Here is a 23,292-nt window from a genome sequence, read left to right as displayed (position 1 = left end):
AACAATTCACTCGGCGATGTCGGGACAGGGCCTGGTCAAACGTCCTTGGGGCGGCGCCATCACTACACGAGGTAAACACATGCTCTATGCAATTCTGGCCTATCACGTCGAAGACGTTGTCGTGTCCTGGACGGCCGATCAAGACACGGCCGTGATGGCCAATCTTCACGAGCTTCACGAGAAGCTGACAGCCGATGGCCAGATGGGGCCGGCTGCGCGGCTCGGCGGCACCAAGGGTGCATTCACCCTGCGCGGACCCGGTGCCGGCGTGGTCATCGACGGTCCCTTTGCCGAGACCAAGGAGCAATTGCTTGGTTTCTATGTGGTCGATTGTGCCACCCGGGAGGACGCCATCGCGACCGCGCGGGATCTGCGCCGCGTCAATCCGACCGCAGTCTATGAAATCCGTCCGGTGCAGCTATTCCTGCCCGGATCGCCCATGGCAGCGACGCATGCGCTGACCGATCACGTCAGGTCGGCGGCGTCCTGAACCTGCCGGTTACGAGGTCGGTTCGCCGAAGGTCGCGCGGAATGGATGCGCCGGATAGACGCCGACGATCCTGAATTCGCGTGAGAAGAACTTCAGCTCTTCGAGCGCGAAAGCGAGGTTGCGGTCATCCGGATGGCCGTCGACATCGGCGTAGAATTGCGTGGCGAAGAACTCACCGTCGACCATATAGCTTTCCAGCTTGGTCATGTTGACGCCGTTGGTGGCGAAGCCGCCGAGGGCCTTGTAAAGCGCCGCAGGTAGATTGCGGACGCGGAAAACAAAACTGGTGACCAGCGGCTCGGAGCCCTGCGGCGCCCATTTGGCGTCTTTGGAAAGGATGACGAAACGCGTGGTGTTGTGATCCTCGTCCTCGACGTCCTCGGCGAGAATTTCGAGTCCGTAGATATCGGCAGCGAGGCGGGAGGCCAACGAGGCGCAGCTCTTGTCGCCGCGCTCGGCCACGGTTCGCGCCGAACCTGCGGTGTCGGCGGCGACGATGGCCTTGATCCCCAGCTTGCGAATGATGCGGCGGCACTGGCCGAGCGCGTGGACGTGGCTTTCCACTGTCTTGATGTCGGTGAGCTTGGTGCCGGGCAGCGCCATCATCTGGTGGTGAATGGGCAGAAACCACTCGCCGACGATGTGCAGGCCTGACGCTGGCAGCAGATGGTGGATGTCGGCGACGCGGCCGGCGATCGAGTTCTCGATCGGGATCATGCCGAGATCGGCCTCGCCCGAGGTGATCGCGGCCAGCGCGTCCTCGAAAGTGGCGCAGGGCAGCGGCTCGGCATTCGGAAACGCCTCGACGATGGCGATGTGGGAATTGGCGCCGGGCTCGCCCTGGAATGCGATCTTCATGATCTGATTTTTGGGAATGGTCATGGCGGGCCTTGTATCAGTCGCTCAGGTTTTTGCCAGCAGGCGGCGTGCGGTTTCGAGATCTGCGGGGGTGTCGACGCCGAGTGGCACCGAATCCACGATAGCGGCATCGATCCGCATGCCGGCCTCAAGTGCGCGCAGCTGTTCGAGCTTTTCGCGCACCTCCAGCGTCGATGGCGCGAGTTTGACGAAGGCCTCGAGTGCCGCGCGCCGATAGGCATAAAGCCCGATGTGATGGTAGCGGGGCCCGTCGCCATAGGGCGCCGTGGCCCGGGTGAAATACAGTGCGCGTAGCCGCGCGGGACCGGCCGGCGAGCCGATCAGCTTCACCACGCTTGGCGCCGTGTGCTCCTCATCCTTGCGGATCTCGGTGGCCAGGGTCGCGATATCGACCGCGGGGTCGTCGAGCAGGCGGACCGCGGCGCTAATGTCGCCGGGCGGAATAGTGGGCAGGTCGCCCTGGACGTTGACGATGGTCTGCACTGTTCCGGCCGGGTCGAGTTTGCACAGGGCCTCAAAAATCCGGTCGGATCCCGAAGGGTGGTCCGGGGAGGTCATGACGGCCTCGAAACCGCGGGCGGTCACGGCGTCTGCGATGTCGGCCGTATCGGTTGCGATGGCCACTCGGCCGATTCCGGCGTCCTTGGCCCGCTGTGCGACATGCACGATCATCGGCAGGCCGCCAATATCGAGCAGCGGCTTGCCGGGCAGGCGGGTGGCCGCCATCCGGGCGGGAATGAGCACCAGGGTGCGTGTGTCTGTCATGGCTAAATCGGCCTGGATTCCAGTGATCTTCCCCCCGAAAAGTATGATGCGGATCAAAGGGAGCGGCGTTTATACGGGTTGCCAGAGGATGGGCAAACCGTTATCTCAAAACGGCAGGCCCGAGGGCCGCAGGAACATGATTCCTGAGTGTGTCGAGGCCGTTGGAGCGGCCTTCCAATGACCTAAAACGGCGTGGGGCTTTTCGACTATGGACTCCTTCGAACTCAACAAGATTATGGGCGCCATTCTCGGCACCTGCCTGATTCTGCTGGTGACGAATTTCACCGCCCAGGCCGTGTTTTCACCGAAGCATATGGAAAAGCCCGGCTACGATATCGCCGTGAAGGAAGAGGCCGCCGGTGGCGCCAAGGCCGCTGCTGCGCCGTCCGAGCCGATCGAGAAACTGCTGCAGACCGCATCGGTTGAAAAGGGTGCGGCGGCTGCCAAGAAATGCGCCGCCTGCCATACCTTCGAAAAGGGTGGCCCGAACCGTGTCGGTCCAAACCTGTTCGGCACCGTCAACGACCATGTTGGCCAGGGCAAGGGTGGCTTCAACTTCTCGGCAGCCATGAAGGCCAAGGGTGGCACCTGGACCTTCGAGGAACTGAACAAGTTCATCGCCAATCCGAAGGCCACCGTGCCCGGCACCGCCATGGGCTTCGCCGGCATTCAGAAGGACAGCGAGCGCGCCGACGTGATCGCCTATCTGGCGTCGCTGGCCGATACGCCGGTGCCGCTGCCGACGGCGGCCAAGTAAAGGCGGCGACGTAACGGCTGTTCCGTCACAATCCATCATCGATCAAACGGCCAGGCTCAGCCTGGCCGTTTTCGTATCTGCATTACCAAAGCTTAAGCGGGACGTTTGGCCGCAACGCGTTAGGATGCAACCAGCGTGACGGGTGGTATCCTGCGGAAAAGCCGGCATAATCGGCCGAACCCTCGCCTTATATGGCTGTTCTAATAGACTGCTCCGGTTCACAGGATTCAGCACATTGACGATTTCCCGACGCCGCCTTCTCCAGACCAGCGCCTTCGCCGTATTTGCCCCTGTCATCGGTGGTGCCGGCAGCCTCTCCGTCATCGATGCGGCAAGTGCCCAGTCCACGGCTAAAGGTGCGGAGTGGCGCCATGCGCTGTCCCTGTTCGGCGAGATCAAGTATCCGGCCGAGTTCAAGCGCTTCGACTACGTCAATCCGGAAGCGCCCAAGGGGGGCACCGTCCGCCAGATCGCCATCGGCACCTTCGATAATTTCAACATCGCGGTGGCCGGCGTGAAGGGCAACATCGCCGGTGCCGTCGGGCTGATCTACGAGTCGCTCACGACAGCGTCGCTGGATGAGGTCTCGACTGAATATGGCCTGCTCGCGGAAGCCGTCAGCCATCCCGAGGATTATTCCTGGGTGTCATATCGGCTGCGTGCGAACGCCAGGTGGCATGACGGCAAGCCGGTGACGCCGGAAGACGTGATCTTCTCGCTGGAGTCTTTCAAGAAATATCACCCGCAATATTCCGCCTATTACCGCCACGTGGTGAAAGCCGAGAAAGTCGGCGATCGCGAGATCAAGTTCACCTTCGATGCGGCCGGCAACCGTGAACTGCCGCAGATCGTCGGCCAGCTCATCGTGCTGCCCAAGCATTGGTGGGAAGGCAGTAATGCGTCCGGCGCCAAGCGCGATATCGGCAGTACGACACTGGAAGTGCCGCTCGGTAGCGCCGCCTATCGCATCAAGGAGTTCGTGCCGGGCCGTTCGGTCTCGGTCGAGCGCGTGAAAGATTATTGGGGTCGCGATCTCAATGTGAATGTCGGCCGTAACAACTTCGACGAGCTGCGTTACGAATATTTCCGCGACGGCACGGTCGCGCTTGAGGCGTTCAAGGGCGATCAGGTGGATTGGCGCACCGAGAACAGCGCGAAGAACTGGGCGACGGCCTATGACTTCCGTGCGGTTGCCGAGAAGCGCGTCATTCTCGAGGAATTCCTCAACCGTTCGTCCGGCATCATGCAGGGCTTCGCGCTGAATATTCGCCGCGACAAGTTCAAGGACCCGCGCGTGCGCCGCGCACTGAACTATGCGTTCGATTTCGAGGAGATGAACAAGCAGATCTTCTTCGGCCAGTACAAGCGCATCTCCAGCTATTTCGATGGTACCGAGCTCGCGTCGTCAGGCCTGCCCGAAGGCAAGGAGCTGGAAATTCTGGAGACGGTGCGCGCCGAAGTGCCGCCGGAGGTTTTCACCAAGCCCTATACGAATCCCGTTGGCGGCAGCGCTGAAAACGTGCGCGGCAACCTCCGCGAAGCGTTGCAGTTGCTGAAGGATGCCGGTTACGAAGTCCGTGATCGCAAGCTGGTCAATGCCAGGACTGGCGCGCCGTTCGAACTGGAATTGCTCGGTGAGGATCCCTCGTTCGAGCGCGTGATGCTGTTCTTCAAACCGTCGCTGGAACGTCTCGGCATTGGCGTGTCCGTTCGCACCATCGACGCCACGCAATATGAGAACCGGCTGCGGAGCTGGGATTTCGACGTTGTCGTAGCGTCCTGGCCCGAGTCGCTGTCGCCCGGTAACGAGCAGCGCGAATTCTGGGGCTCGCAGGCTGCCGATATGGCCGGCTCGCGCAACATCATCGGCATCAAGAATCCGGCGATCGACAAGCTGATCGAGCGGGTGATCTTCACCAAGGATCGCGACGATCTCGTTGCCGCCACCAAGGCGCTGGATCGCGTGCTGTTGTGGAATCACTTCGTGGTGCCGCAATGGACCTACAACAAGGTCCGCACCGCACGCTGGGATCGCTTCGGTCGTCCATCAGAGCCGCCGAAATACGGGCAGTCGGGTTTCCCCGCCATCTGGTGGTACGACGCCGACAAGGCCGCCAAGATCGGCAAGCGCTCTTGAGGAGCACATCGCGCATGGCGCAGCTCAATCGTCGGCACGTGCTGGGTCTCGGGATCGGCGCCGTCGCGGCGTCACGCCTCAGTCCTGTGCTGGCACAGGCGCCGAGCGAAGCCCACGGCATCTCCGCCTTTGGCGATCTGAAATATCCCGCCAATTTTCCGAATTTCGATTACGTCAATGTCAAGGCGCCGAAAGGCGGTGTCTTTTCGACGGTGCCGTCGAGCCGCGCCTTCAATCAGTCGTTCCAGACCTTCAATTCGCTGAATGCCTATATTCTGAAAGGCGACGGCGCGCAGGGCATGGGCATGACGTTCGCGCCGCTGATGGTGCGTGCCGGCGACGAGCCCGATGCGATGTACGGGCTGGTCGCGAAGTCCGTGCAGATCTCTGCCGATGGTCTGACCTATCGTTTTACGCTGCGGCCGGAAGCGCGCTTCCACGACGGCAGCAAGCTGATCGCACGCGATGCGGCGTTTTCGCTGACGGTGCTGAAGACCAAAGGCCATCCCATCATCACCCAGCAGATGCGCGACATGGTGAAGGCCGAGGCCGTCGATGACGTGACGCTGGTGGTGACCTTTGCCGAGAAGCGCGGACGCGACGTACCGCTGTTCGTTGCGGGGATGCCGATTTTCTCGCAGGCCTATTACGAGAAGCATGCGTTCGATGAGTCCTCGCTGGAGGCGCCGCTCGGCAGCGGCCCTTACAAGGTCGGGCGCTTCGAAGTCGGGCGCTATATCGAATTCGATCGCGTGAAGGACTGGTGGGCCGCAGACCTTCCGGTCAATCGGGGCAGCTACAATTTCGATACGGTGAGGTTCGACTTCTATCGCGATCGCGACGTGGCTTTCGAAGGCTTCACCGGCCGCAATTATCTGTATCGCGAGGAGTTCACCTCACGCATCTGGAACACGCGTTACGATTTCCCGGCGGTGAAGGATGGTCGGGTCAAGCAGGAGATGCTGCCCGACGATACACCGTCCGGCGCGCAGGGCTGGTTCCTCAATACGCGCCGCGCCAAATTCAAGGATCCGCGCGTGCGCGAGGCGCTCGGTAACGCGTTCGATTTCGAATGGACCAACAAGACCATCATGTATGGCGCCTATGTGCGCACGGTGTCGCCGTTCCAGAACTCTGACCTGATGGCGACCGATAAGCCGTCGCCGGAAGAGCTCGCATTGCTCGAGCCGTTCCGGGACAAGGTGTCGAGTGAAGTGTTCGGCACTCCCTATGTGCCGCCAACGTCCGATGGTTCAGGTCAGGATCGTACGCTGCTGCGCAAGGCCATCCAGCTCTTGAACGACGCTGGCTGCGTGATGAAGGATGGCAAGCGCATGACTGCGCAGGGTGAGCCGTTCAAGGTCGAGTTCCTGCTCGATGAGCCGGCGTTCCAAGCGCATCACATGCCCTATATCAAGAATCTCGGCACGCTCGGCATCGAGGGCAGTGTGCGCCTTGTCGATCCCGTGCAGTTCCGCGCACGCCGTGACGATTTCGATTTCGATGCGGCCATTGAGCGCTTCAGCTTCTCGACCATTCCCGGCGATTCCCTGCGCTCGTTCTTCTCGATGCAGTCTGCAGCCACCAAAGGCTCGAACAACCTCGCCGGTATTTCCGATCCCGTCGTCGATGCGCTGATGAACGAAGTCATCGCTGCCGATACGCGGCCGAAACTGGTCTTCGCGGCGCGGGCGCTGGACCGCGTGATCCGCGCCGGGCGTTATTGGGTGCCGCAATGGTATTCGGCCTCGCATCGCGTGGCCTATTGGGATGTGTTCGGGCATCCCGCCAATCTGCCGAAATATATCGGCGTCGGTGCCCCCGATCTGTGGTGGGCGTCCGCCAAACCTTCAAGCGAGCAGGCCAAATAGCATGGGCGCATATATCGCACGGCGCGTGCTGCTGATGTTTCCCACGCTGCTGGGAATCCTGTTCGTCTCCTTCGTCGTGGTGCAGTTTGCGCCCGGAGGTCCTGTCGAGCGCGTGATCGCGCAGCTCAGCGGCGCAGACACCGGCGCGTCGCGTGTCTCCGGCTCGTCCGGCGGCGACTTCGGCAACCGGGCGCAGCCCGGCGCCGCAGGCGATGCGGTGAACTCGAAATATCGCGGCGCGCAGGGGCTCGACCCGGATTTCGTCAAGAGCCTTGAAAAGCAGTTCGGCTTCGACAAGCCGGCGCCGGAACGCTTCGCGCTGATGCTGTGGAATTTCGCGCGCTTCGATTTCGGCAAGAGCTATTTCCGCGACACCACGGTATTGCAGCTGATCAAGGAGAAGCTGCCGGTCTCGATGTCGCTCGGCATCTGGATGATGCTGATCACCTACCTGATCTCCATCCCGCTCGGCATTCGCAAGGCGGTGCAGGACGGCTCGCGCTTCGATACGTGGACCTCGGCCGTCATCATTGTCGGTTTCGCCATTCCCGGCTTCCTGTTTGCGATCCTGCTGATCATCCTGTTCTCCGGCGGATCGTTCTGGAGCATCTTCCCGCTGCGCGGCCTGACCTCGGATGGCTGGAGCCAGTTCCCATGGTACTGGAAGATCATCGACTATTTCTGGCACATGACGCTGCCGCTGATCTCGATGGTGCTCGGCGCCTTCGCCACCATGACGCTGCTGACCAAGAACTCGTTCCTCGATGAAATCCGCAAGCAATATGTGATGACGGCGCGCGCCAAGGGCTGCAATGAGCGGCAGGTGCTCTACAACCACATCTTCCGCAACGCCATGTTGATCGTCATCGCCGGCTTTCCGGGCGCCTTCATCCATGCCTTTTTCTCAGGCTCGCTGCTGATCGAGACCATCTTTTCGCTCGACGGGCTCGGCCTCCTCGGCTTCGAAAGCGTGCTCAACCGCGATTACCCCGTGGTGTTCGGCACGCTGTTCATCTTTTCGCTGGTCGGTCTCGTCGTGAACCTCCTGTCCGATCTGGCCTATATGTGGATTGATCCGCGGATCGACTTTGAGGCGCGAGAAGTCTGATGACCATCACCGCGCCCCTTCCTGTCGAAAGCACCACGCAGTCGCCGCTCGGCGAGGCGGTGCCGCCGTCGCGGCATCCGCTCGGCATCTCGCCGCTCAACCAGCGCCGCTGGCAGAACTTCAAGTCCAATCGCCGTGGCTACTGGTCGTTCTGGATTTTCATGTTTCTGTTCTTCATCTCGCTATTCGCCGAGGTGATCGCCAATGATCGGCCGTTCTTCATCAAGTTCGACGGCAAGATGTATTTTCCGGCTTTCGTCACCTATTCTGAGACGACTTTTGGCGGTGATTTCGAGACGGCCGCGGATTATCGCGATCCCTTCCTGCAGAAGCTGATCGCCGCGAAGAACGGCACCATTCTTTGGCCGCTGATCCGCTATTCCTACGACACGCATAACCTCGATCTGCCGACGCCGGCGCCGTCAAAGCCGACATGGATGCTCACCGAGGAACAGTGCAAGCCGGTGGTCGAGAAGAAGGGCCTCAAGAGCTGCCGTGATCTCGAATATAACTGGCTCGGCACCGACGATCAGGGCCGCGATGTCGTGGCGCGGCTGATCTATGGCTTTCGCATCTCGGTCCTGTTCGGTCTCGCGCTGACGATCGTTTCGTCGATCATTGGCATCGCCGCAGGCGGCGTGCAGGGCTATTTCGGCGGCTGGGTCGATTTGGCCTTTCAGCGCTTCATTGAGATCTGGAGTGCGATCCCGTCACTCTATCTGCTGCTGATCCTGTCGTCGGTGCTGGTGCCGGGCTTCTTCGTGCTGCTCGGCATCCTGCTGCTGTTCTCATGGGTGTCGCTGGTCGGTCTCGTGCGCGCAGAATTCCTGCGCGGCCGCAACTTCGAATATATCATGGCAGCGCGCGCGCTCGGTGTGTCCAACGCCAAGATCATGATCCGGCATTTGCTGCCGAACGCCATGGTCGCCACCATGACCTTTCTGCCGTTCATCGTCTCGTCCTCGGTGATGACGCTGACCGCGCTGGATTTCCTCGGCTTCGGCCTGCCGCCAGGCTCGCCGTCGCTCGGCGAGCTGCTGTCGCAGGGCAAGGCCAATGTGCAGGCACCGTGGCTCGGTTTCACCGGTTTCTTCGCGGTGGCGATCATGCTGTCGCTGTTGATCTTTATCGGCGAAGGCGTCCGCGATGCCTTCGATCCGCGCAAGACGTTCAGATAGGGCCGCAGCATGGATGCCATCAACCAGCCGCTGCTCGATGTCCGCGATCTCTCCGTCGCGTTCCACCATGGCGGCAATACATCGGTCGCGGTCGACAGGGTGTCGTTCGAGATCAAGCGCGGCGAATGCGTTGCGCTGGTCGGCGAGTCCGGCTCGGGCAAGTCGGTCAGCGCCATGTCGATCTTGCGGCTGCTGCCATATCCAACAGCGTCGCATCCGTCCGGCCATATCCGCTTCAAGGGCCATGAACTCCTGGGTATGTCGGAGCGCGAGATCCGCGGCATCCGCGGCAACGACATCTCCATCATCTTCCAGGAGCCGATGACCTCGCTGAATCCGCTGCACACGATCGGTGCGCAGATCGGCGAGATTCTGCAGCTCCATAACGGCATGCGCGGGAGCAAGGCGCGTGAACGGACGCTGGAACTGCTGACGCAGGTCGGCATTCCCGATCCGGAGACGCGTCTCGCCAGCTATCCGCATCAGCTCTCGGGCGGTCAGCGCCAGCGCGTGATGATCGCGATGGCGCTTGCGAACGAGCCGGATCTGTTGATCGCCGATGAGCCAACCACGGCACTGGATGTCACGGTGCAGGCGCAGATCCTTGCACTGCTCGCCGATATCCGGCAGCGGCTGGGGATGAGCCTGCTGTTCATCACACATGATCTCGGAATTGTCCGCCGTATCGCCGATACGGTCTGCGTCATGAACAACGGCAAGATCGTCGAGCAGGGGCCGGTGGAGCAGGTGTTCACGTCGCCACAACATCCCTATACGCGCGATCTGCTTGCCGCCGAACCGAAGCCCGATCCGGCGCCGCCGCGCCCGGAGGCGCCGGTGGTGATGTCCACGGACGATCTCAAGGTCTGGTTTCCGATCAAGCGCGGATTGTTGCGCAAGACCGTCGGTCACGTGAAGGCCGTGGACGGCGTCAGCCTGAAGGTGCGCCAGGGCGAAACGCTGGGGGTGGTCGGCGAGTCCGGCTCGGGCAAGACCACGTTGGGGCTCGCATTGCTGCGGCTGATTTCCTCGCAAGGACCGATTGTGTTCCTGGGCAGGGATATCCAGGGCCTGCAGTTCAAGGACATGCGGCCGATCCGGCGTGACATGCAGATCGTGTTTCAGGATCCGTTTGGCGCGCTGTCGCCGCGTATGTCGGTCGGCGATATCGTGGCCGAAGGTCTGAGCGTGCATCAGCCCTCTCTCTCTGCGGAGGATCGCGAGGCGCGTGTCGTCAAGGCGCTGGAAGACGTCGGCCTCGATCCCAAGACGCGATTCCGCTATCCGCATGAATTCTCCGGCGGCCAGCGTCAGCGCATCAGCATCGCGCGCGCTGCCGTGCTGGAGCCGAGTTTCGTCGTTCTGGACGAGCCGACCAGTGCGCTCGACATGCTGTTCCAGGCGCAGATGGTGGACCTCCTGCGCGAATTGCAGCGCAAGCGCGATCTCACTTATCTGTTCATCTCGCACGACCTGCGCGTGGTCGCTTCGCTAGCCAGCCACCTCATCGTGATGCGGCACGGCAAGGTGGTCGAAGAGGGGCCGGCGGCAGACCTGTTCAAGAATCCAAAGAGCGATTATACCCGCGCGCTCTTTGCCGCGGCGTTCCGGATCGAGACAGCGCCGGGTGGGGCTGCTGCGCAGTAGGACATGATGACGAAAGACAACGATCACCGTTCCACGATTATGGACCGTGTTGCCGATGTCGCTGTCTCCGCTCCGACAGTGGTCGGGCGTGGTTTCATGACCTATGAGCGCTACGATATTGCGATCATTCGCGCGGACGATGAGACATTGCGGCAGCAGCGCGACGTGTTGCGCGCGAGCAAGGTGGCGGCGGTGCTTCCCATCGATCTGGAACGCGGCAAGGTGGTGCTGATTCACCAGTTCCGTTTGCCGGCGCATCTGGCCACGGGGCGGGGTGATATGGTCGAAATCGTCGCTGGGCGGATCGATAGGGACGAAACGCCGCTCGCAGCGGCTGCGCGCGAATGTGCAGAAGAGATTGGCGTAACGCCGCAGCGTTTGTTTGAACTCTATAGCGTGCTGCCGACGCCGGGTTTTACGGACGAGTATGTCACGTTCTTTCTCGGCTTCGTGGACAGCAGCGGGGTGCCGGCTCGCGGCGGTCTTGTGGGCGAGACGGAGGATACCCGTCCCTTCGTCGTTTCCATCGATGAGGCGATCGCAGCGTTGGATGGTCGTGCGGTTTACAACGGCCTGATGGTCAGCGCCCTGCAATGGCTGGCGCTGCACCGGGACCGCTTGCAGGATTACTACGCGCGCGCGGTGCCTAGTCCAGTCGTCTGATGCTGGTCACGTCGCTGCCAGTCGCCTTGATCCGCGCAATCGCGCCTTTCGTGTTCTCGATGGCTGTTGCCATGTGATGCGCATTGGCATGCACGATCGTGTCGGCATCGCGGACGATAGCCACGTGGCCTTTCCAGAAGATCAAGTCGCCGCGCTTCAGATGCTGCATTTCGGTATCTGACAAGGCGCGGCCAAGGCCGCTCTCCTGCATGTCGCTGTCGCGGGGGCACCCGGTTCCCGATGCGGTCAGTGCGATCTGCACCAGCCCGGAGCAATCGATGCCGAGGCTGCTTTTGCCGCCCCACAGATAGGGTGTACCGACGAAGCGCTCGGCCACGGCAACGAAGTCGGTCTCGAATGCATCGATCTCCGCGACATGCTGCCTCGGCACGCAATGTCCGGCATTGGTCATCGCAAACGCATCGGTCATCTTGACGATGGCCAGGCGCGCGCCGAGCGGCAGCGTATCTGTCGGCGGCAGTTTGATGGAGGGACCGGGAAAAAGGAATGTCCGAAGCGCGGTCACCTTGTGGGTCGGTGTCGGGCCGGGTGGATAGAGTGCGAGATCCGAGAGCCAGCCGACATAGCCGTCGCCATCGAGTTGCCCCCAGGCCCAGCCTTCTTCGTTGCGGTCATAGACGGTGAAGCGCTCGCCCTTCAAGGCCTGCGTATTCATTTCGGCGCCGGAGAATGGCTGGAGCCGCATGGAGGCGACGCCATCGGCAACTTCGAATTCCTCGCCGTCGACGAAACGCGCGGCTTCGACCTTGCCTTCAAGATAGCGCGCGGCCACGTCCGGGCGCGCAGGCGTGAGCCGGGGGTCGTGTTTATCCATAGCGTTGGCTCAATAGCTGATAGATTGCGCGGGCAGCCTGACACTCGCCGCCTTCGGGGCGCGCTGGCTTTGCCGATGGTGTCCAGCCATAGATATCAACATGCAGCCAGCTCGTCGCGGCTTCGACGAAACGCTGCAGAAACAGCGCGCAGGTGATCGAGCCGGCAAAGCCGCCGGAGGGCGCGTTGTTGATATTGGCCGCCTTGGAGTCGAGCCAGGCATCGTAGGGAGCCCAGAGGGGCAGCCGCCACAGCGGATCGTTCTGCTCTTTCGCACAGCGCGCGACATCGAGCGCCAGCGTCTCGTCATTGGTGTAGTAAGGCGGCAGATCGGGTCCGAGCGCTACGCGTGCAGCGCCGGTCAGTGTGCCGAGATCGACCAGCAGCTCCGGCTTCTCCTCATCGGCATAGGCGAGCGCATCGGCCAGCACCAGGCGGCCCTCGGCGTCGGTGTTACCGATCTCGACGGTTGGGCCCTTGCGCGACTTGAAAATATCGAGCGGGCGGAAGGCGTTGCCGGCAACGGCGTTCTCCACCGCAGGGATCAGTACGCGCAACCGCACCTTGAGCTTCGCGTCCATCACCATCAGTGCCAGCGCCAGGACATTGGCGGCGCCACCCATGTCCTTCTTCATGATCAGCATGCCACTCGATGGCTTGAGGTCGAGGCCACCGGTGTCGAAGCAGACGCCTTTCCCGACCAGCGTCACCTTTGGATGCGACGGATCACCCCACGAGAAATCGATCAGCCGTGGCGCACGCGTCGAGGCCATGCCCACGGCGTGGATCAGCGGAAAATTCTGCTGCACGAGATCGTCGCCGACGATGCAGTTGAACTCCGCGCCAAAACGCGCGGCGAGATCCCTGGCAGTCTGGGCGAGTTCTTCCGGTCCCATATCGTTCGACGGCGTATTGATGAGATCGCGCGCCAGTGCCGCGGCCTCGGCCATGCGGCTGAGATCGGCGACATCGGTGCCATCCGGCGGCACCAGCTTCACCTTGGGCGCGTCATTCTTGCGATAACGGTCAAAACGATAGCTGCCGAGGGCGAAAGCCAGCACGGCGAGGCGGGTGTCGTGGGGTGCGTTGGCGAAACGGTAGGTGCCCGGTGGAAGCAGGCCGGGCAACTGCCCCGGACGGAACAGGTCGCGTGATGTCGCGCTCTCGTCTTCCAGCCCGAAGATGACCTGGGCGATCTGGCCATCCGCTGCCGGCAACGCCAGCCAGGCGCCGGGTTTCGCCGCAAAGCCGTTGGCCGCGGCGAAAGCCTTCGCGGGCGCGGGGAGTGCCGCACTGATCTCGGGCCAGGTCGTCTTGGTCGCGAAGGTGATCGGAATGGCCGAGGCGGCGGTAGCGGTCGTGTCGAAGGCGGAATGCATATGCAGAATCTCGCGAAAGGGAGCGGCAATGACACCTGAAGCGCAAAGGGCGTCAAGCGATGGTATGGGAGGGTATGGCGTGGCCTGCGCCGATTAACCAGCCATTAGGGTTAACACTCTATTGCTGAAGGCATCCGGCTCGTCCGTCCGCTCCATTGTTGAGTCAAATTGCCATGCGTCAGCCCCTTTGTCTTGCCCGGCTTCTGACGACCGCGGCAGTGACGGCAATCCTGGCTACAGGCCTTGCCGGCTGCAAGACCGCAGGCATGTCCGATATCACCGGTTCCCTTGGCGCCCGCGCGGAAGCGCCGGCCGATGCCGATCCCGCCCGGGCCGTCGAAGTCTATGGCGAACGCTACCGTGCGAATCCGAAGGATGCCGACATAGCCTTGCGCTACGGCCAGGCGCTGCGCGCCAATGGCCAGCGCGCCCAGGCCGTGTCCGTGTTCGAACAAGCGACCCTGACGAATCCAAGCAACAGGCCGCTATTGGCCGGCTACGGCCGTGCGCTGGCCGACACCGGCAGCTTCCAGCGGGCCTTCGACGTTCTGACCACCGCACATAGCCCGGCCAATCCGGACTGGCGCATTCTCTCCGCTCAGGGCGCCGTCCTGGACCAGATGGGCAAGCATGACGAAGCGCGCCGCTACTACGGTAGCGCACTGAAGATCCGGCCGGAGGAGCCCTCAGTGCTTTCCAATCTCGGCCTGTCCTACATGCTCTCGAAGGATCTGCCGCAGGCAGAGTCGACACTGCGCCGCGCGCAAGGCCGCGGCAATGTCGATCCGCGCGTTCGCCAGAATCTGGGACTTGTGGTTGGCCTGCAGGGCCGGTTCAGTGAAGCGGAGTCCATCGTCAGGGCCGACCTTCCGCCAGACGAAGCGGCAGCGAATGTCGCCTATCTCAAGCAGATGCTGAGCAGCAAGGGCACGCCGCGCTTGGGCGCACAGGGCGATGACGCACCGCGCCGGTCGTAAGCGATTATCTCAACTTTCGATCGAACGCCGTGGCGCGTGGTCTGTGACAGACAAAATCCAGAGATCGTGAGATCTCTGGATTTCTTGTGATGCGATAACGGATCTCAAATCTCGACCGCGGCGCGGAGGCCGTCTCACTGCATCGCCGCGACCTTGATGCCCGTCGGGCCGAGAATGACGACGAACAGCACCGGCAGGAAGAATAGGATCATCGGCACCGTCAGCTTTGGCGGCAGCGCGGCGGCCTTCTTCTCGGCGTCGTTCATACGCATGTCGCGGTTTTCCTGCGCCATCACGCGAAGGCTCTGACCGAGCGGGGTGCCATAGCGTTCCGATTGCATCAGCGCCAGACAGACCGATTTGACGCCCTCCAGCCCGGTGCGCTTTGCGAGGTTCTCATATGCAACCTTGCGATCCTGTAGATAAGACAGTTCGGCCGTGGTCAGCGTGAATTCCTCGGCCAGCGCCACCGACTGCGATCCGATTTCGATGGAGACGCGGCGAAACGCGACCTCGATGGACATGCCGGATTCGATACAGATCAGCAGCAGATCGAGCGCATCCGGAAATGCGCGGCGGATTGAAAGCTGGCGCTTGGAGATCGCGTTCTTGAGAAAGATCATCGGTGCCTGCAGGCCAAGATAGGCGGCGCCGAGGCACATGCCGATCTTGATAGGCATCGACTGTTCCATGCGCGAGATCACGAACACATAGAGGATCGCAAAAAAGAGGAAGGCGATCGGCGTGACGGCGCGGAAGAACAGGAAGGTGACATAAGGCGCCTGGCCGCGATAACCGGCCATGACCAGCTTGTCGAGGGCGGCTTCCTGCGCCAGCCATTTGCCGAGGTTGAAGTCGGTCACGACCTTGGAGACGAGTTGCTTCGGCGTCTGGCGCAGTGAGACCTTCTCGCCCTTGGCCATGCGATCCCGCTCGCGCTGCCGCAGCCGCTCCCGCTCGCTGGCTACTGCTTTCATCCGCTTGGCGAGACCGTCGCCGGCGAAGAGCGGCGTGAGCAGGCTGTAGGCCGTTGCTGCAACCGCGATCGCGGCAAGCAGCATCGTCATGAAACGGATGTCGTGGAGCTTTGCTATCAGAAGATCGACCATGCCAGCACCATCAGAAGTCGAAGTTGATCATGCGCTTCATGACGAAGATGCCGCAGGACATCCAGACCACGCAGGCGGCCAGCATCAGCCGGCCTGTCGGATGGGTCCACAGCAGCGAAATATATTCGGGCGTGCTGAGATAGACGAGCAACATCACGATCGGCGGCAGCGAGCCGATGATGCCGGCTGAGGCCTTGGCTTCCATCGACATCGCCTGGATTTTCTCGGCCATCTTCTTGCGGTCGCGCAATACCTTTGAAAGATTGCCGAGAGCTTCCGAGAGATTGCCGCCCGATTTCTGCTGAATTGCGATGACGATGCCGAAAAAGTTGGCTTCCGGCAGCGGCATGCGCTCATAGAGCCGCGCACAGGCATCGCCGAGCGGCATACCGATCGTCTGGGTTTCGATGATGGCAAGAAATTCGCTGCGGAGGGGTTCCGACGCGTCGGCGGCGACAACCTTGATCGAATCGAACAGCGGCAGGCCCGCCTTGATACCGCGAACGATGACGTCGACGGCATCCGGCAGTGCTTTGAGGAAGGCGGCTTCGCGCCGCTTCTTGAGAAAGCTGAGGACCCAGCGCGGAAGCCCGAAGCCGGCGGCGAAACCGAGGCCTGCCGCCGCGAGCAGACCGCCGCCAAACAGCATTGTCATCAGGAAGCTTCCGCCCCCCAGAATGCCCGAAATCACCATGAATTTCTGGTCGCTCCAGTCGAGACCGGCCTGCGCGATCCGGATTCCGAGCGGGATCTTCTTTTCCTTCTGAAGACGTGCTTCGACTTCCTTGAGCGATCCTTCGACCTGCTCGCGCCGGGAGCGTTGGGTCCTGTCGACCTGGCGCGCCACGGGCTCCGTCCGCGCGACCGATGCACGGCGGACCTCGGCCTTCTTTTCGCCGGACAGGAGCGGATAGAGAAATACCCAGGCCAGACCGCCGACAGCGATGCTGGCCATGAATGCCAATGCGAGCGCCTGCATGTTCATCACTCGCTCCTCAGTTTGGCGCTATGACTTCGGAAGCGTCGAGCGCCGCCGCGAGCCGCTTCTCCTCGCCGTAATAGCGGGCACGATCCCAGAACCGCGGGCGGCCAATGCCCGTCGAGCGGTGCCGTCCGATGATGTTGCCGTTGGCGTCTTCGCCGACCATGTCGTAGACGAACAGATCCTGCGTAATGATGGTGTCGCCTTCCATGCCCATCACCTCGGTGATGTGCGTGATGCGACGCGAACCGTCGCGAAGACGGGCCGCCTGAACGATGACGTCGATCGATGCGCAGATCATTTCGCGGATGGTGCGCGACGGCAGCGAGAAGCCGCCCATGGTGATCATGGATTCGCAGCGCGAAAGCGCTTCACGCGGATTGTTGGCGTGCAGGGTGCCCATCGAGCCGTCATGGCCGGTATTCATCGCCTGCAGCAGGTCGAATGCCTCGGGTCCGCGGACTTCGCCGACGATGATCCGCTCCGGGCGCATACGCAGGCAGTTGCGCACCAGTTCGCGCATCGTGATCTGGCCTTCGCCTTCGATATTCGGCGGCCGGGTTTCGAGGCGCACCACGTGCGGCTGTTGCAGCTGAAGTTCCGCGGCGTCCTCACAGGTGATGATACGCTCGTCGTCGTCGATATAGTTGGTGAGGCAGTTCAGCAGGGTGGTCTTGCCCGAGCCGGTACCGCCGGAGATCAGCACGTTGGCGCGGCAGCGGCCGATGATCTGGAGGATCTGGGCGCCGTCTGGCGAGATCGCGCCGAATTTGACCAACTGCTCGAGCGTCAGCTTGTCCTTCTTGAACTTACGAATCGTCAGCGCCGGGCCATCGATGGCCAGCGGCGGCACAATGGCGTTGACGCGCGAGCCGTCGGCAAGGCGGGCGTCGCAGATCGGTGAGGATTCGTCGACGCGGCGGCCGACCTGGCTGACGATACGCTGGCAGATATTCAGCAGTTGCTGATTGTCGCGGAAACGGATGCCGGTCTTCTGGATCTTGCCGGCGACTTCGATGAACACCGTGCCGGCGCCATTGACCATGATGTCGGCGATGTCGTCGCGTGCCAGCAACGGCTCGAGCGGCCCGTAGCCGAGTACGTCGTTGCAGATATCGTCGAGCAGTTCTTCCTGCTCGGCGATGGACATCACGATGTTCTTGATCGCGATGATCTCGTTCACGATGTCGCGGATTTCCTCGCGTGCGGACTCGCCGTCGAGCTTGGCAAGCTGCGCGAGGTCGATCGCCTCGATCAAAGCGCCGAAAATCGTCGCCTTGACCTGATAGTAATTCTCGGAGCGGCGCTCAGCGACGACGGGGGGCGGTGCTGCGCGGGCAGGTGACAGCGGCGGCGATGACACGGCCGGCGGCGCAGACGCAGTCATAGCGCCGGGAGATGGCCCCGGCGCGCCGAGGGGCTTGACGGCCCGGACATCGGTATCTGTTCCGCTACGCTTACCAAACACGACAATACTCCATGCGGTGAATTACTTCGACCGCAGCTTCTCCAGGAACGGACCCAGGAAGGATCCTCGTGGCTTCTTGGTCTCGCCGCGGCCGGTCAGCCGCTGCGCAATTTGCAGAAAGAGTTCCGTGGTGCGATGATTGGCGGCAATCTCGGCAATCATCTGACCATTATTGGCGGCCGAGCCGAACATCTGCGGATCGAACGGGATCGTGACGATCGGCGGCGTCTCGATGGCCTTGGCGAATTCACTGGCGCTGATCTCGGGCCGCTTCGGAACGCCGACCTGATTGAGGCAGTACAGCGGTGCACGATCATTGGGACGCGAGGCCTTGATCAGATCGTACATGTTCTTGGTATTGCGCAGGTTGGCGAGATCCGGCGCTGCGACGATCAGAATGTCGTCCGCGCCGATCAGTGCCCGCTTGGTCCAGCCCGACCATTGATGCGGAACGTCGAGCACGATGCAGGGCATCGTCGAGCGTAGTGTGTCAAAGATCGAATCGAAGGCTTCGCTGCCAAAGTCGTAGACGCGGTCCAGCGTGGCGGGGGCGGCCAGCAGGCTGAGATGATCGGTGCATTTCGACAGCAGTCGGTCGATGAAGGCGGTGTCGACACGGTCCGGCGAAAATACTGCGTCGGCGATGCCCTGCGGTGGGTCCTGGTTGTAGTCCAGCCCGGCAGTTCCAAAGGCGAGATCGAGATCGGCGACAACGGAGTCCAGCGCCAGATCGCGCGCGATCGCCCAGGCAACGTTGTGGGCGATGGTGGACGCGCCGACGCCGCCCTTGGCGCCGACCACGGCAATGATGCGGCCGACCGCCTTGGCTTCCGGCGCCGAGAACAGTCCGCAGATCGAACGAACGACGTCGATGGTTGCAACAGGCGCGATCACGTAGTCGCTGACGCCGCGACGAACGAGTTCGCGGTACAGCGTGACATCGTTGACCTTGCCGATCACCACGACGCGGGTGCCGGCGTCGCAAACAGTCGCCAGCTGATCAAGGCCAGCGAGAATGTCGCCACGCGGTTCGGTCTCGAGAACAATGACATTCGGCGTCGGTGCCGACCGATAGGCTTCGGTGGCCGCAGCCATGCCGCCCATCTGAATTTTGATGTGAGCCTTGCCCAGACGCCTGTCTTCCGCGGCAGCCTGCACGGCGGCAGCGGTTTCGACGGTCTCGCAGAACGCCTGCACCGACACGCGTGGTGCCGGCGCAATATGCTCCTCTGCCGCGGGTGTTGTGGCGGCGGGTTCTTCGTCTGCGGTTTTCTGCGCGTAGCTAATCATTGGCCCACATTGCTGATTTTGGTCTTGTCTTCGGGATAGGTCGTCGCAGTGCTCTCACCCTTGCGATACTTGTCCAGCACGACGGTACGTCGGCCGGCATAGACAGGGGTTTCGGCGCGCGGCTGAACCAGGTCCGAAGGATTGGCGACCATGGCGGCGAGATTGCGTTGCTGGGCGCAGCCGAGATTGTAATACGGCTTGTTCGCGAGATAGCCCTTGTTCTTAATCGACGATGCAAGGTCGTCGGGCCAGGTGCCGCACGGACCGGCCGAAGCCGCGATCAGCGGGTAGCTGACGCGGATGGTCGGCAGCATACGCGGATCGCTCGGCTGATAGCTGCGCATCAGGACGCCGTTATGCGGCACGCCGATCGCCATCAGGAGTGAATGAACCTCGCGATAAGACTCTTTGGCGGCGCGTGCATTCGGTGTGTTGACCGGCACCTCCGCGGTGATGACGCCGGTGCCTTCGCGCAACCAGTCCTGACCGAGCGATATGACATCCGCGCGCTGTGTCGCCGACAGGCCGCCACGCTGGCTGCCGACGAAGACCTCGGTGGTCTTGGCCCGTTCTTCGACAACGATGGGATGCCGCAGCCGGTAATCGTCCGGTATGCTTGACGTGGTGTCCTGCGCAACGGTCTTGCACCCACCGAGCGCAAGCGCCAGGAACAGCAGCGCGCCGGTGGCAGTCCGCTTGCGCGAAGAATGTATCGCTGTGCAATTGATCATGGTCATCTGATACTTGCCCCGTCTCAATCCGTGATGAAGCCGAAAGCGCCGTGATAACTGCGCGTCGGTTGGGTCGGCTCGGTGCGGTGCGGTGCGCCATAGATGCGGTTGACGTTGCCGAGCAGATCGGCCTGCGGATCGGATGCATCCACGAAGCCGTCATCCGGACGAGAGAGATCCTTCTGCGCGACGGCGCGGACCACATAGGGCGTGACCAGGACCATCAGCTCGGTGTTGTTGTTGACGTAATCCCGGCTGCGGAACAGCGTGCCCAGCACGGGCAACTGCGACATCCCCGGCAGGCCGCTGATGGCCGCTTTGGTCTGCTGCTTGATAAGGCCGGCCATCACCATCGAACCGCCGGACGGGATCTCGAGCGTGGTGTCCGCACGGTTGACCTTGATCGCCGGGATCGACGTTCCGCTGATCGTGACGGAATTTTCCTGCGACAGTTCGGAGACTTCGGTGCCGACACGCAGGCTGATACGACCTTCGCTCAGAACCACTGGCGTGAAGCCCAGCGAGATACCGAACTTCTTGAAGGTGATCTGTGTCGTACAGATACGCGTCGTGGGATCGCAGGTATTGCCGCCGGGGACCGGGAATTCACCGCCTGCAAGGAAATTGGCGGTCTCGCCGGAGATGGCGGTCAGCGTGGGCTCGGCGAGTGTCCGGATGACACCGGCGTTTTCCATCGCCTTCAGCGTTGCCGTGACGGATGGCGTCGATCCGAAGGATCCCTTGAGGAGATTATCGCCGACCAGGCTGCTGCCGCGCGCCGTGAACGGATTGCTGTTGTTGAAGGTGACGACGGACGTGCCATAGCTCATCGATGCCGACAGATCGACGCCGAGCTGCTTGACGATGTTCCGCTGGACTTCCGCAACGGTGACCTTGAGCATGACCTGATCACGTCCGCGCACCGAGATGCTGTTCACGACCTTGTCCATGCCGCCGGCAAGGCGCGCCGCGAGGTCCGCGGCCTGCTGCGCTTCGAGCTGGCTCGATGCCGTACCCGACAGCATCACGCTATCACCGAGACCTTCGATCCGAATATCGGCATTGGGCATGGTCTGCTTGAGGGCGGCCCGAATACCGTTCAGGTCGCGCGTGACGGCGATATCATAGGCGGCGATCTGCTGGCCGCTGACGTCGAAGAATACGATGTTGGTCTGACCGACGGTCGCACCGATGATGTAGGCGCGCTGCGCCGAACGCACGACGGCGTTGGCGATCTTGGGATCGGCGACCAGCACATCCTTGATGTCGCGCGGCAGGTCGATGACGATCGACTTGCCGATGCCGAGCGGCAGGAATTTCGCGTTCAAGGGGCCGGCGCTGCCGGCTTGCATGGACGTGGCGTCGGCCGCGAAGACTGGCGTCAATACGGGATTGATCGTGAGCGCCGTGATGGCGGTGAGCGACAGCGCGTGGGCTGCAAGGGCCCGCATCGATCCGCCTGTTGTGATGCGCTTCATCGCCTGCGTCCTCTCGATCACTTCGTCATGGTCGCGGTCGACGGGATGCCGTAACGCACGATGTTAATGCTGTCGCGCTTGCCGCCGTTGGGATCTTCAACCGGCGCAGGCGCGTTGGCGTCGACCAGGGCCCGCAACGCGAGCGAGATGGTGCCGCTCTGCCGCGCGCGGGCGAGCAACTCGGCCTGTTCAGGCTTCAATTCGAGCGTTGCGGTCTTGCCCACGACTGAATTCTGGCCGTCCTTTTCCTTGGGGGCCTGATCGATGGCGAGAACGCGAATATTGTTCAGGATGATCTCGGAGTTGATGACCTCCATGCCGCCGCGATCGCCGCCCCGCTCACGCTTCGACAGGAGCACGTCGACGCGGTCGTTCGGCAAAATGAAGCCGCCGGCGCCGGTTTCCGGCGAAATTTCGGTGGAGACGGCACGCATGCCGGTCGGCAGAACGGCGGCCATGAAGCCAGCGCCGTTGGCGCGCACCAGTTTCGGCTCACGGATCGGTTCGCCGGCAATGAAGGCTGAACGCGCGATGGAGCCGGCGATTTGCGCCGTTGCGTCCGGGCGGCTGTTACGGCTGATGACGTTGGTGCTCGCCGCTGATGCGGGCCAGGACTGCCATTGGACATCATCGGGACCAAGCGCCTGACCGAGCGCGATATCGGCCTTGGCGACGAGAACGTCGGTTGTCGGGGCTTCGGCGACCTGGGGCGGCGGCGGTGTGTCCGATGTGCTCGCAAGATATAGCGCCACACTGCCAGCGCCGAGTGCAATGGCGAGGACCACAATGCGTGCGGTATTCATACGCTTCACTTTCCACATTACGCCGCGACGCTGCCGCCGCTGTAACGGGAGTTGACCAGTTATTCGTCAAAGCATGGTTAATGAGCGGTATCTAAATCGCGTTAATAGAAAGTTCAGATCCTAGTGAAGCGCGAAGCGCGCCAGGTCGACCGTCCTCACCCAGTCGGTGTCCGGGTAAACGAGCAGTGCGCCGAGGGCGAGGGCAACACCGTAGGGGATGCCGGTTTCCTTGTGATGCAAACGCATCAGCCAGGCCTGACCGCCGAGCGCATAGGGCAGCGGCCACTGCCGGAACTGGAGCAACAGCAAGGTCAGCGCGCCGCCGAACAGCGAGGCGTAAACGAGGTAGTTCAGGAGATGGTCGAATCCGAACCACAGCCCCGCAGCTGCGGCGAGCTTGGCGTCGCCGCCGCCGATCCAGCCGAACGCGAAACAGGCGAAAGCGACCACCAGCACGGTCGCCCCGGCGCCGAGATGCGACAGCGCATCGTGAAGACCCATCCCGCTGAAGACCGCCAATATGGCGAAACCCGCCACCAGCAGCAGCGAGATGCGGTTCGAAATGGTCATCGTGAAAAGGTCGCTGATCGACGCATAGGCCATCAGGCCCGGGAATAGCAGGAGGCGCGTTAAATCGAGGATCATGGGTTCAGAAGCCCGTTGCGGCGACGACGGAAAACCTAGCCAGCAGAAATGAACAATCGGACAACAAGAAAGAATTTACCAAACGCTGGCGATCCGAATCG

At 62.2% G+C, this 23,292-nt stretch carries 21 protein-coding genes; 9 read left to right on the top strand and 12 right to left on the bottom strand.

Translation table 11 applies throughout. The features are described from left to right. The first annotated feature begins 79 nt into the window (after nt 1-79). A complete protein-coding gene (locus AC1RLZ_RS14365) occupies nt 80-490 on the top strand; it encodes a YciI family protein (protein ID WP_493189126.1) in 411 nt (136 codons plus the stop codon). 9 nt (nt 491-499) lie between these two features. Here AC1RLZ_RS14365 and AC1RLZ_RS14360 read toward each other — a convergent pair whose 3' ends face one another. Together AC1RLZ_RS14360 and AC1RLZ_RS14355 are read right to left on the bottom strand one after the other, a co-directional pair. Next, nucleotides 500-1,372 carry a prephenate dehydratase gene (locus tag AC1RLZ_RS14360; RefSeq protein ID WP_493189125.1) on the bottom strand — a complete coding sequence of 291 codons (873 nt, stop codon included), beginning with the start codon at nt 1,370-1,372 and terminating at the stop codon, nt 500-502. Nucleotides 1,373-1,393: 21 nt separating this feature from the next. Continuing rightward, on the bottom strand, nt 1,394-2,134 hold the full coding sequence (locus tag AC1RLZ_RS14355) for a 3-deoxy-manno-octulosonate cytidylyltransferase (protein ID WP_493189124.1): 741 nt from the start codon (nt 2,132-2,134) through the stop codon (nt 1,394-1,396). Nucleotides 2,135-2,342: 208 nt separating this feature from the next. Here AC1RLZ_RS14355 and AC1RLZ_RS14350 point away from each other — a divergent pair, with 208 nt between their 5' ends. The 7 genes from AC1RLZ_RS14350 (at nt 2,343) to AC1RLZ_RS14320 (ending at nt 11,495) form a co-directional block, all read left to right on the top strand. Next, on the top strand, nt 2,343-2,891 hold the full coding sequence (locus AC1RLZ_RS14350) for a c-type cytochrome (protein ID WP_493189123.1): 549 nt from the start codon (nt 2,343-2,345) through the stop codon (nt 2,889-2,891). 235 nt (nt 2,892-3,126) lie between these two features. Then, nucleotides 3,127-5,028, top strand: coding sequence for an extracellular solute-binding protein (locus tag AC1RLZ_RS14345; protein ID WP_493189122.1), 1,902 nt, complete (start codon nt 3,127-3,129; stop codon nt 5,026-5,028). 14 nt (nt 5,029-5,042) lie between these two features. After that, nucleotides 5,043-6,899 carry an extracellular solute-binding protein gene (locus AC1RLZ_RS14340; protein ID WP_493189121.1) on the top strand — a complete coding sequence of 619 codons (1,857 nt, stop codon included), beginning with the start codon at nt 5,043-5,045 and terminating at the stop codon, nt 6,897-6,899. A 1-nt stretch (nt 6,900) separates the two neighbouring features. Next, complete coding sequence (locus tag AC1RLZ_RS14335; protein WP_068736211.1) at nt 6,901-8,007, top strand: microcin C ABC transporter permease YejB; 1,107 nt, start codon at nt 6,901-6,903, stop codon at nt 8,005-8,007. Next, the gene (locus AC1RLZ_RS14330) at nt 8,007-9,185 is read left to right on the top strand and encodes an ABC transporter permease (RefSeq protein ID WP_371421293.1); all 1,179 of its coding nucleotides are present in this window, start codon (nt 8,007-8,009) and stop codon (nt 9,183-9,185) included. The genes AC1RLZ_RS14335 and AC1RLZ_RS14330 overlap by 1 nt, the downstream gene beginning before the upstream one ends. Before the next feature lie 9 nt (nt 9,186-9,194). Continuing rightward, a complete protein-coding gene (locus AC1RLZ_RS14325; protein ID WP_493189120.1) occupies nt 9,195-10,832 on the top strand; it encodes an ABC transporter ATP-binding protein in 1,638 nt (545 codons plus the stop codon). 3 nt (nt 10,833-10,835) lie between these two features. Next, nucleotides 10,836-11,495, top strand: coding sequence for an NUDIX domain-containing protein (locus AC1RLZ_RS14320; protein ID WP_493189119.1), 660 nt, complete (start codon nt 10,836-10,838; stop codon nt 11,493-11,495). Here AC1RLZ_RS14320 and AC1RLZ_RS14315 read toward each other — a convergent pair. Beyond that, the gene (locus AC1RLZ_RS14315) at nt 11,479-12,330 is read right to left on the bottom strand and encodes a C40 family peptidase (RefSeq protein ID WP_493189118.1); all 852 of its coding nucleotides are present in this window, start codon (nt 12,328-12,330) and stop codon (nt 11,479-11,481) included. The two genes, AC1RLZ_RS14320 and AC1RLZ_RS14315, sit on opposite strands and share 17 nt — an antisense overlap. Beyond that, on the bottom strand, nt 12,323-13,708 hold the full coding sequence (locus AC1RLZ_RS14310; protein ID WP_493189117.1) for a leucyl aminopeptidase family protein: 1,386 nt from the start codon (nt 13,706-13,708) through the stop codon (nt 12,323-12,325). The genes AC1RLZ_RS14315 and AC1RLZ_RS14310 overlap by 8 nt, the downstream gene beginning before the upstream one ends. A 173-nt stretch (nt 13,709-13,881) precedes the next feature. Here AC1RLZ_RS14310 and AC1RLZ_RS14305 point away from each other — a divergent pair, with 173 nt between their 5' ends. Continuing rightward, nucleotides 13,882-14,685: a tetratricopeptide repeat protein gene (locus tag AC1RLZ_RS14305; RefSeq protein ID WP_493189116.1), complete on the top strand. Its 804-nt coding sequence runs from the start codon at nt 13,882-13,884 to the stop codon at nt 14,683-14,685. A 134-nt stretch (nt 14,686-14,819) separates the two neighbouring features. Here the strand turns inward: AC1RLZ_RS14305 and AC1RLZ_RS14300 are convergent, their stop codons facing one another. The 8 genes from AC1RLZ_RS14300 to AC1RLZ_RS14265 form a co-directional block, all read right to left on the bottom strand. Next, on the bottom strand, nt 14,820-15,794 hold the full coding sequence (locus tag AC1RLZ_RS14300; RefSeq protein WP_493189115.1) for a type II secretion system F family protein: 975 nt from the start codon (nt 15,792-15,794) through the stop codon (nt 14,820-14,822). Nucleotides 15,795-15,804: 10 nt separating this feature from the next. After that, a complete protein-coding gene (locus AC1RLZ_RS14295) occupies nt 15,805-16,779 on the bottom strand; it encodes a type II secretion system F family protein (protein ID WP_493189114.1) in 975 nt (324 codons plus the stop codon). 10 nt (nt 16,780-16,789) lie between these two features. After that, complete coding sequence (locus AC1RLZ_RS14290) at nt 16,790-18,244, bottom strand: TadA family conjugal transfer-associated ATPase (RefSeq protein ID WP_493189113.1); 1,455 nt, start codon at nt 18,242-18,244, stop codon at nt 16,790-16,792. Between the two features lie 21 nt (nt 18,245-18,265). Next, nucleotides 18,266-19,534: a CpaE/TadZ family protein gene (locus AC1RLZ_RS14285; protein WP_493189112.1), complete on the bottom strand. Its 1,269-nt coding sequence runs from the start codon at nt 19,532-19,534 to the stop codon at nt 18,266-18,268. After that, the gene (locus tag AC1RLZ_RS14280) at nt 19,531-20,271 is read right to left on the bottom strand and encodes a CpaD family pilus assembly protein (protein ID WP_493189111.1); all 741 of its coding nucleotides are present in this window, start codon (nt 20,269-20,271) and stop codon (nt 19,531-19,533) included. The genes AC1RLZ_RS14285 and AC1RLZ_RS14280 overlap by 4 nt, the downstream gene beginning before the upstream one ends. 17 nt (nt 20,272-20,288) lie before the next feature. Next, nucleotides 20,289-21,743 (bottom strand): type II and III secretion system protein family protein, encoded by a 1,455-nt coding sequence (locus AC1RLZ_RS14275; protein WP_493189110.1) that lies wholly within the window; start codon nt 21,741-21,743, stop codon nt 20,289-20,291. A 17-nt stretch (nt 21,744-21,760) separates the two neighbouring features. Continuing rightward, a complete protein-coding gene (gene cpaB / locus AC1RLZ_RS14270) occupies nt 21,761-22,546 on the bottom strand; it encodes a Flp pilus assembly protein CpaB (protein WP_493189109.1) in 786 nt (261 codons plus the stop codon). Between the two features lie 120 nt (nt 22,547-22,666). Further along, a complete protein-coding gene (locus AC1RLZ_RS14265; protein WP_493189108.1) occupies nt 22,667-23,191 on the bottom strand; it encodes an A24 family peptidase in 525 nt (174 codons plus the stop codon). Nucleotides 23,192-23,292 lie beyond the last annotated feature (101 nt).

This window comes from Tardiphaga sp. GW822-FHT04G09 (genome assembly GCF_058800725.1).
Note: the sequence above shows the minus strand (reverse complement) of the source record. Positions and strands in the feature narration are given on the sequence as shown.